The sequence below is a fragment of the Rhodococcus sp. NPDC054953 genome, from assembly GCF_053609225.1.
This window is the reverse complement of sequence record NZ_JBSGXD010000028.1, coordinates 53,606-61,578: the sequence shown is the minus strand read 5'-3', so window position 1 is coordinate 61,578 and position 7,973 is coordinate 53,606. Positions and strand designations below refer to the sequence as shown.

Genomic DNA, 7,973 nt, shown 5'->3' with positions numbered 1-7,973 from the left:
CGCCCGCAATGTCCGTTTTCGTGATGCGGACGCCCTACCCCCTGTGCCACCCACCAGGCGAAGATCGCGCAGTGTGGCGGTCATGGCAGCCCTTGCACAGCCCGCGCCCGTGAACTGGGTCGTCAGGATCGTCACCATCAGCAACGAGCTGACGCCGGGTCCGGGGCCAGTGGTCCGCCACCCCGGACACCTCGTCGCAATCGCCAGCCTCGTGCAGCAGCACGCCGCGCGAGACGCACGACTCGTCGCACCGGCACACCGGATCGCGCGCCAGCACGGCCGCGCGGAAGCGCCGCCGATGCGTCTTGCCATAGCCGCGCCGATGGCTGTTACCACGAGCGCGATCAGCCTGCCGGGCGACCTCGGGGGCACACCCCGGGCAGGGGCGTCCCGCCGGGACCGTACCCCTACACCTCATGCACACGCGGGGTGGCCTGCTCGGCATGACCACCCCCCGGGGCACTGCTCAGCCCTTGGGGTCAGGGCAGTTGAGGTCCAGCGCCGGCCACGAGTCGGCCGTGACCCTGCCTCCGGTGTACAGCTGGGACGCCTGCTCGTCGATGACCCACTCACCTCGGCAGACGAACACCGCATCGGCATCGTCCCTGACGACCGTGATGGTGGCGGTGTCCGCGCCGTCGATGCCGGAGGCGTAGTCCTCGATGGCGGCCGATGCCGATTCGATGGTGGCGTCGGGGATGACCAGGTCGGCGGACGCGATCTTGCCGCGCTCCTCGTTGGTCACGGTGTACTCGGGGACCGCTGCCGCCGGGGCGTCGTCGGTCGTGCTGTTGTCGTCCCCTCCGCATCCGGCGAGCAGGAGCGAGGCGATAGCAGCGGCGGTGACGGTCATGATGCGGGTGCGATGTGTCATCCCGTCACCCTCCCGCACCGCCACGACCCGTGTGGGCGGTGTGACGGGACTGTGATGCGCCGCCGCCCGGCCCTTCCCGGACGGCGGCGGCTGGTCAGGCCATCTGCGGCTGTGCGACGGCGGAGAGGATCTGGTCGGCGAGCGCGAGGTAGTCCGTCCGGCGGCGCGGGCTGCTGGTCTCCTGGTCCCACCGGTAGGTGAGGTAGATCAGCATCCAGGTGTCGGCGATGCTGGCGTCGCTGTGCATGATGATCTGGTCGACGAGGGCGTCGTAGGCGTCGGTGGGTCGCTGCTCGACGGTGGTCTCGTCCCAGCGGTAGATGAGGTAGGCGAGTTGCTCGCGCGGTTCGGTGATGTCCATGTACCCAGGCTGACAGGCGCCTGTCGCAGCTATGTCGCACGCGGCGCGACGAACGTCGCATCACCCCGTCCGCGCCCGCTGAGGCACCGGCGGGGCCGCGGCGGGGGTGACCGCTCCGGTCCACTCGTCCACCACCTTCGGCGGCAACTCGTCGGCGTCGTACCGGACCTGCCCGCGGCCAGAGCCGTGCCGGGAGATCCGCCCTTCGGCTGCCCACCGGCGGATCGTCGACCCTGGCCGGCCAGTGAGGTGCGTGGCGAGATCCTCCGGGATCAGGGTGGGCATCAGACCTCCCTGGGCATGCGAAAGGGCCACCCGGTGGATGGCCCTCAAGTCACACGAAGAACAAGTTGAGCAGACGATACGCTCGCGCAGGTCAGAGGTCAAGCAGGGGCATTGCGACGTGCCTTGCGGACCTGCTTGGCGAACACGACGCCGACCTCCGCGATACAGACATCGCCATTCCCTGCGGTGATCCACACGTTGCGCAACCGTGGGTGGGACGGCGATCGGTGAATCTGGACATCCTGCACGTCGCGGAGCGAGATGCGCAGCACCCTCCCTTCGGGAACGACGTAGTACAGAGCGCTGCCGGTGAGGACGAAGTCGCCCTCCGGCTCCTGTACGTACTCGTCGATCAAACCCGCCATGGAGCGGCCGTCGCCCGGCTTCTCGAAGGTGAGCAGGCCGGCACTGCTGGCGAGCAGTTCCTCGCCGTCGCCGAGTTGGTCTCCGAGAAGGGCGGCGCGCTCCGCGAGGCGCTCCTCCAATACGAGTCTGGCCAGCTCTTGCGTGGCCTTGGCCTGGCGCCAGCCGTCGCGGAACCTCTCGGGGAAGCCCATGGATGCTCCTCTGGGGATGGTCGTTGTCCCGGGCGAGACGTCGATGGTCTCGCATTCCGACGCAGGGTGGCCCGCCGCGTCTCCACGGCGGGCCGACCCGTCACCGGATGACGAGCACCACCCTCCCCGGGCCCGGCGCCCACTCGACCCAGTACAGGACCTCGCCGGCCTGGAGCCGCCTGACGAACTCGGCCGCGTCCATCGGTCCGGTGATGCGGGTGAACTTGAACATGTAGTTCTCCAATCCATGAAGAAGAGGCCCCGGGCTCTCCGGGGCCTCACAGAGTTATGTGGGATTCCGCCCCCAGCGTCCAAGCCGAGGGCGGGCAGTTGGGGGCGGCCTCTGCCCCTCACGGAGTGATTGGGGACTCCGGGCCCGAACGCTCGGTCTCGGCGCCGGCCGTTGCCCACCCGTGACCAAGGCCCGCCCCGGTGTCGGGGCGGGCCGGTGGCTCAGCTGAAGTCCATCGTGAAGCCGCCGTTGATGTTCCCGGTGATGTGGACGCTGTCACCGCGCGGGGTCACCTTAGCGCCCGTGTCGGGGTCCGTGTAGGTCTCGCCGTTGGCGAGTTCGATCGTGCCGTTGGGGCCGGTGGCCGTGGTCCGGCCGTCCTCGGTGCGGAACTCGGTGTTGCCGATGCGCTGGGTCATGCGAGCCATGGTGGCTCTCCCTTCAGTGGTTGAGGTAGTCGAGCGCGTGCTGGAGCAGGGGGCGGTGGGCGCTGTAGAGGGTGCGTCCGGCGGCGGTGATCGCTGCGTTGAGCTGGTCGAGGCTGCTGAACGGCCACCAGTTGGCGTCGGCCGCGTCGTCTCCCGCTACGGCGGTCACGGTGGTGGGCAGCAGGTACAGCGCGCTGGTAGAGGCGACCCAGGCGTGGTCCGACTGGCGCCAGTCGTCCACGATGTCCCGGCCCAGGATCACCGGGTCATGGTCGGCCAGGTCGACGCCGGTCTCCTCGCGCAGCTCGCGCACGAGGGCGGCCGGCGCGGTCTCGCCCGGATCCACCATCCCGCCGGGGATCGCCTCCACCTGGATGTCGTCCCGGGTGATCAGCAGCACGCGCCGATCCTCACCGGCGCCCGCGACCACGATGGGGTCGGCGGCGGCGTTCTCGCCCCACTTGCCGAGGTTGCGGCCGACGCGTCCGGTGGGGCCGTAGGGGTGCATCGGCCAGCCCCGCGCGTCGAGGGTGAACGGCACGAGCGCGGACGCCTGCCGCTCGTGCCAGTCGGTGACGTCGTCCGGGGTGGGCGCGGCCTCGGCCCAGGTGGGCACGTGGCGTGCGAGGGCGGTCGGCAGCAGCTCGGGCGGGGTGATGTCCTCGGGGGCGTACTCGCTCATGACGGGTCTCTCCTTCGCGGTGGGTTGATCAGCGGGTGCGGCGCCGGTTAGCGCGCTCGGCGGCAGCCCGGGCGGCGGCCTCGGTGCGGTAGGTCTGCTGGTATTCGCCGTCGGGGTCAACGACGGTGTACTCCGCCCGGCTGCGGGGGGTGTCCTGCGTCGTTTCGACGGTGTACTGCTGGCGCCGCATCAGATCGCCGCCAGGAACAGCGCGGCGGCCACGAGGGCGATGACGTGCGCGGTCTGGTCCACGTGCGCCGCCCCGCCGTGCCGGAGGAACTCCTTCTGCCCGGTGTGCTCCATCCACCAGCGGACAGGCCAGCGGCGGTCGATGACGGAGTGCGTCGCGCCGATCCAGGCCAGGGCGATCACGGTCGGCAGGGGCTGAAGGGTGACCTCGTCGAGGACCAGGGCGCCCAGGACGAGTAAGGCGCCGCAGATCAGCACGTGCGTGGCGGCGTGCGTGGCGTTGGCGACCCAGCCGGTCAGGGTCCGCTCGGCCTTGTGGGCGGACTGGTGATCGGTTTGGCCGGGGTAGTCGGCGGCGAGATGGCCGACGTAGAGCAGCACGACGAGTTCTGCGAACATGGGGATTCCTCTGCTGGTTGATGCCGGTGGGAGGTGGGGGCGGCCCGTTCACTGCCAGGCGCACGGGCCGCCCTGTTGTGTTTCCAGCCTCCCGGGATCGGGGAGGCCGCTCTGCCCGCTGGCGGGCGTTCGGGGGGTGGCGGCGCTCACGTCCCCTTCGGTGTCGGTGCCGGCGCCTGCTGCTGTGTGTGCCGGACGAGGTCCCGGGCGCCCGCGTTGTCGACGGCCCTGATGCCGTCCCGCACGACGCCGGTGAACTCCCGCGTGACGCTGGCCCCGGACCCGACGATGTCGGCGGTGGCCCGCGCGGTCTGGCCAACCGCCGTAGCTGCTGCGGCGAGCGCCCCGAATGCCGCCACCGCCGTTCCACCGCCCTGCCTCCCGGCTGCCCGGGGAGCCAGCAGGGACGAAGGCGCCGCCTTCGCGGGAACCGTGGCCGCAGCCTTGCCCGGCGGCTTCGGCTTCGCGGCAGCCATGAGGCGGCCGAAGATGCCGTCTTTCTCCTTGCCGCCTTGCTTCTTCTCCTCGACCGGCAGCAGCTTCCCGGTGAGGACCTTGCCCGAGGCCAGCGCCACCTCGACCTTCCCGGCCGGGGCCTTGGCCAGCATCGCCAAGTCGGCACCGGTGACCCCAGGCACGACCCAGAAGCACTCCTTCTTCTCCCCTGCGGTCCCGTGCTTCCCGCCGCACTTCGCCCGCACCTGAGCCCCGGTCAGCAGCAGCGTCATCCGTGACGGGGCCTTCCCCGCGCCCGAGCCGGGGCACCGCAGCGGCACCCCGCCAACGGTCGGCCGGCCCGCGAACGTCACCGCGGTCACGCCGTTACCTCCGCCGGCACGGTCGCCAGGGCGGCCTCGCGCACCGCCGCCTGGAGGGCGTCCGCCAGCTCGGCGGCGGTGCCGAGGTGGTAGGCGAGGTCGGCCTCGCCCAGCTCGCCAGCGCGCTTCGCGAGGGTGCCGAGGTAGGCGGTCAGGTCAGCGGCCCGCGCGTGCTCGTGAGTGAGGCCGGGCTGGAAGGCGAGCGCGCTCTCCAACGTGGTCGTCAGGTTGGCCGGGTGGGTGGCGTAGGAGTCGAGGGCCTCGCGCAGGTCGGCGCGGTTGGTGAGGGCGTGCGCGCCGAACAGGCGGCGACGGATAGCAGTCAACATGGTGATCTCCTCAGATGTGGTTGGTGTTCCGGCCGAACGGCCGGACCGTCGTGGTGACGGTCGTGGAGTTGGTGACGTAGTAGGTGTCGCCGCCCCGCTGCTGCGGCTGCTGCTCGCTGCCGGATCCGGTACCGCGGCGCCCCGGGGCGGGCATCCGCACCGCGAGGATCAGCAGCGCCAGCGCCCCGACCGCGGCGGCACCCATCCCGGCCATGGCGGTCAGCACCTGACCCAGCCCCCACCCGGCGACGCCCACTCCGACCCCGCCGGCGGCGAGCACCTGCGCGCGGGGGTCGATGATCGGCTGCGGCGACAGGTCGCGCGCCGGGGTCGGCTCCGGTGGCAGCAGGTGGGCCGGGATCGCCGCTCTCGGGGTGACGACCCACCCGCCGCCGGGCTGAGCGGCCCACACCATCGGGCCCTCGGCCGCCGGGACGATCTGCCCCTCCACGGGGGCCTGCTGGGCGGCCATCGGGTACTCGGCGGGGCGGTAAGGGGTCGGCATGGTCATGATCAGCTCCAGGGGGGTTTGTGGTGGTATGTGTATGCGATGGCTACGAGATGGCCACGCGACGCCGCAGGTCAGGCACGCGATGGGCTATGCGATGGGCGCCGATCTCACGCGACGCCGTCGCGTGAAGCGACCGGCCGTCGCGTGACGCGTCGCGTCTGTGACCTGCGGCGTCGCATGTCGTCGCATGGCCATCTCATGGATCAATTCGGGGCAATACCGGCAGCGGCGAGGGCATCGGCGCGGAGGTACCCGCGGCCCCAGGAACGCTCCACTGACGACAGCGACTTGCCCTTCGGCAGGCCTGCGGCAATCGCTCGGGACAGCTCCCGTCCGGCCGCCCGCGAGTCGCGGGAGGCGACGTCCGCCCACGGCCCCGGAGCGATCCGGGCCAGCGCCGCCAGAAGATCGGCAGTCGTCAGGTACTCGGGGTCGGATGCCTCGGAGAACGCCTTCAGGATCAGGTCCATCACCCCAGCCGGGGCGGGCTCCTCGGGCAGGGTCTTGGCGGCGCCCCTCAGCTCGGTGGCAGCGGCGATGATGGTCTTGATGTCGTCCGGGCTGTAGAAGTGGGACCTCAGGAACTCCGCCTCGACGCCGCTGGAGTTCAGGTAGCCGGCGCCGCGTTGCGTCGCACTGATGCGGTGGGCGCTGATGCCCAGGCCGGACATGCCGGGCAGGATCGTGTCCGACGCCTCCTTCGTCGCGCACCGCAGGGCCCACCGAACCCCGAGCAGGTCACGCAGCGAGGACTTCACCACGTCCACGCTCGGCTTCTGCGTGCACGCGATCGTGATGACCCCGGCGGCCCGCGCCAGGGAGACCAGAGAGATCAGCTTCTGGGTGAGCCGCTTGGCCATCTTGTCGTCGAAGGCCGACGTGTACTCCTTCAGCTCGTCGATGAAGAAGACCAGCGGGTACAGGTCCGGGTGCGCCTTCGTCAGCTCTCGGGTGATCTTCTCCTCGCCCAGGTCGTTCAGCTTCGCGATGCGGCGCTGCATCTCGACCCTGAGGTCATCCAGCACCGCGTCGAACACCTCCGGGTCGGTCGAGTCGTCGTACCGATTGGCCAGGTGACGGAGCTTCTTCAGGTTGCCGCCGATGCCCTTGCCATCGACCAGCCACAGCTTGACCATCGGGTCCAGGACGGCCGCCAGCAGCACGCAGAACGCGGCCACCGACTTGCCGGCGCCCGGCTCGCCGCCGATGAGCATCGACCGCTCGATCAGCGACGGCACCGTCCGGTCGGCGCCGCGCACGGACGTGCCGACCGAGACCGGCCCGAAGAAGTCGACGGGGCGCCCGCGCAGGGCCATCTCCAGCAGCGGGCCCGACGGCACCTCATCCGAGGTGAACGGCAGCCCGTCGGCCACATACAGGCTGAGGCGGCGCGCGTTCGTCTCGAACAGCTCGATGTCGACCTGCGCCTTGCCGCGGTTGAGCCCGGAGGCGATGGTGCCGGTCTTCTTGACGAGGTCCTTGGCCTCGGCCCCGAGCGGGAGGTCGAGCACGATCTCGATGGCAGAAGGAGAGGACGGCGTCTGCGGGTAGTGGCGGGTCATGCCGACCTGAGTGATCTCCTGGTCGGCGCCAACGACTTTCGTCATGCGGATCGCCTCGGCCAGCATGGAGTCCACCGGTGACCCCTCGGTCGCCTCCGCCACCACGGCCTGCGCCTGCTCCACGACCTGCCCCGGGATGACCACCGGCCGCTCCCGGTCCGCCAGCTCCCGCCGCCCGGCGACGTACAGCAGCAGCCACAGCGGCAGCAGCGCCGGGACGACCAGGGCAACGGACCAGGCGGACGCGATGCCGACCAGGGCACCGGCGTATCCGGTGGCGGTGGCGGCGCCGAGGATCGTGGCGGGCTCGCGGTGGCGGGCGTGCTGCACCTGGCGGCGCTCGGCCCGCAGCTGTACGACCAGCGCCTCCAGCTCCGCGACGTCGCCGCCCGCCCGCTCCAGGTCGCGGGCCTGGCGGATGGCCCGGCCGAACTCCCTGGCCTGCTGGTAGTCCAATACCTGGCGGGCGAGGGAGGCTGCGCCGATGCCGGTGGTCGCCGCGACGCGGAGCGAGCCGCCGACGAACGCGGCACCACGGGACGGCCGGTGCTCGACGACGGGCATCTGCACCGTGCCGGTGGACAGGTCCGGCACCCCGGCCGGGGTCGTCTGCACGACGGTCTGGGCAGCGACCGGCATGCCCCGCTCGCGGAGACGGGCAGTCAGGTCGGCCACCCCGGGCGGCAGTTCGGTGGTGGTCTCGGCGGGCGGGACGGTGGCGTGAGACATGGGGTGCACTCCGGTCA

General features: G+C 71.3%; 13 protein-coding genes. All 13 read right to left on the bottom strand.

Translation table 11 applies throughout. The features are described from left to right. Window positions 1-466: 466 nt before the first annotated feature. The 13 genes from ACWF62_RS17820 to ACWF62_RS17760 all read right to left on the bottom strand — a co-directional run bounded on the left by ACWF62_RS17820 (window position 467) and on the right by ACWF62_RS17760 (window position 7,956). Window positions 467-874, bottom strand: coding sequence for a hypothetical protein (locus ACWF62_RS17820; RefSeq protein ID WP_452630838.1), 408 nt, complete (start codon window positions 872-874; stop codon window positions 467-469). 94 nt (window positions 875-968) lie between these two features. Next, window positions 969-1,235 (bottom strand): hypothetical protein, encoded by a 267-nt coding sequence (locus ACWF62_RS17815; protein ID WP_452630837.1) that lies wholly within the window; start codon window positions 1,233-1,235, stop codon window positions 969-971. A 60-nt stretch (window positions 1,236-1,295) separates the two neighbouring features. Further along, window positions 1,296-1,520, bottom strand: coding sequence for a hypothetical protein (locus ACWF62_RS17810; RefSeq protein ID WP_452630836.1), 225 nt, complete (start codon window positions 1,518-1,520; stop codon window positions 1,296-1,298). Between the two features lie 98 nt (window positions 1,521-1,618). Further along, window positions 1,619-2,077 carry a hypothetical protein gene (locus tag ACWF62_RS17805; RefSeq protein WP_452630835.1) on the bottom strand — a complete coding sequence of 153 codons (459 nt, stop codon included), beginning with the start codon at window positions 2,075-2,077 and terminating at the stop codon, window positions 1,619-1,621. 100 nt (window positions 2,078-2,177) lie between these two features. Beyond that, a complete protein-coding gene (locus ACWF62_RS17800; RefSeq protein WP_452630834.1) occupies window positions 2,178-2,309 on the bottom strand; it encodes a hypothetical protein in 132 nt (43 codons plus the stop codon). Between the two features lie 221 nt (window positions 2,310-2,530). Then, window positions 2,531-2,728, bottom strand: coding sequence for a hypothetical protein (locus ACWF62_RS17795; RefSeq protein WP_452630833.1), 198 nt, complete (start codon window positions 2,726-2,728; stop codon window positions 2,531-2,533). Between the two features lie 22 nt (window positions 2,729-2,750). Continuing rightward, window positions 2,751-3,419: an NUDIX domain-containing protein gene (locus tag ACWF62_RS17790; protein WP_452630832.1), complete on the bottom strand. Its 669-nt coding sequence runs from the start codon at window positions 3,417-3,419 to the stop codon at window positions 2,751-2,753. Between the two features lie 28 nt (window positions 3,420-3,447). Continuing rightward, window positions 3,448-3,609, bottom strand: a complete 162-nt coding sequence (locus tag ACWF62_RS17785; RefSeq protein WP_452630831.1) for a hypothetical protein — start codon at window positions 3,607-3,609, stop codon at window positions 3,448-3,450. Further along, window positions 3,609-4,007: a DUF3307 domain-containing protein gene (locus ACWF62_RS17780; RefSeq protein ID WP_452630830.1), complete on the bottom strand. Its 399-nt coding sequence runs from the start codon at window positions 4,005-4,007 to the stop codon at window positions 3,609-3,611. Before ACWF62_RS17780 ends, ACWF62_RS17785 begins: the two co-directional genes overlap by 1 nt. A 146-nt stretch (window positions 4,008-4,153) precedes the next feature. After that, window positions 4,154-4,825: a hypothetical protein gene (locus tag ACWF62_RS17775; protein ID WP_452630828.1), complete on the bottom strand. Its 672-nt coding sequence runs from the start codon at window positions 4,823-4,825 to the stop codon at window positions 4,154-4,156. Beyond that, window positions 4,822-5,154, bottom strand: coding sequence for a hypothetical protein (locus ACWF62_RS17770; protein WP_452630827.1), 333 nt, complete (start codon window positions 5,152-5,154; stop codon window positions 4,822-4,824). Before ACWF62_RS17770 ends, ACWF62_RS17775 begins: the two co-directional genes overlap by 4 nt. Window positions 5,155-5,164: 10 nt before the next feature. Next, entirely contained in the window at window positions 5,165-5,665 is a 501-nt protein-coding gene (locus tag ACWF62_RS17765) for a hypothetical protein (RefSeq protein ID WP_452630826.1), read from the bottom strand. A 203-nt stretch (window positions 5,666-5,868) separates the two neighbouring features. Then, on the bottom strand, window positions 5,869-7,956 hold the full coding sequence (locus tag ACWF62_RS17760; protein ID WP_452630825.1) for an FtsK/SpoIIIE domain-containing protein: 2,088 nt from the start codon (window positions 7,954-7,956) through the stop codon (window positions 5,869-5,871). Between the last annotated feature and the right edge of the window lie 17 nt (window positions 7,957-7,973).

Excerpts from the sequence above, each read along its gene's own strand:
- ACWF62_RS17770 (WP_452630827.1), bottom strand. The coding sequence starts at position 5,154 with ATGTTGACTGCTATCCGTCGCCGCCTGTTCGGCGCGCACGCCCTCACC.
- ACWF62_RS17805 (WP_452630835.1), bottom strand. The coding sequence starts at position 2,077 with ATGGGCTTCCCCGAGAGGTTCCGCGACGGCTGGCGCCAGGCCAAGGCC.
- ACWF62_RS17810 (WP_452630836.1), bottom strand. The coding sequence starts at position 1,520 with ATGCCCACCCTGATCCCGGAGGATCTCGCCACGCACCTCACTGGCCGG.
- ACWF62_RS17780 (WP_452630830.1), bottom strand. The coding sequence starts at position 4,007 with ATGTTCGCAGAACTCGTCGTGCTGCTCTACGTCGGCCATCTCGCCGCC.
- ACWF62_RS17800 (WP_452630834.1), bottom strand. The coding sequence starts at position 2,309 with ATGTTCAAGTTCACCCGCATCACCGGACCGATGGACGCGGCCGAGTTC.
- ACWF62_RS17785 (WP_452630831.1), bottom strand. The coding sequence starts at position 3,609 with ATGCGGCGCCAGCAGTACACCGTCGAAACGACGCAGGACACCCCCCGC.
- ACWF62_RS17790 (WP_452630832.1), bottom strand. The coding sequence starts at position 3,419 with ATGAGCGAGTACGCCCCCGAGGACATCACCCCGCCCGAGCTGCTGCCG.
- ACWF62_RS17765 (WP_452630826.1), bottom strand. The coding sequence starts at position 5,665 with ATGACCATGCCGACCCCTTACCGCCCCGCCGAGTACCCGATGGCCGCC.
- ACWF62_RS17815 (WP_452630837.1), bottom strand. The coding sequence starts at position 1,235 with ATGGACATCACCGAACCGCGCGAGCAACTCGCCTACCTCATCTACCGC.
- ACWF62_RS17795 (WP_452630833.1), bottom strand. The coding sequence starts at position 2,728 with ATGACCCAGCGCATCGGCAACACCGAGTTCCGCACCGAGGACGGCCGG.
- ACWF62_RS17820 (WP_452630838.1), bottom strand. The coding sequence starts at position 874 with ATGACACATCGCACCCGCATCATGACCGTCACCGCCGCTGCTATCGCC.
- ACWF62_RS17760 (WP_452630825.1), bottom strand. The coding sequence starts at position 7,956 with ATGTCTCACGCCACCGTCCCGCCCGCCGAGACCACCACCGAACTGCCG.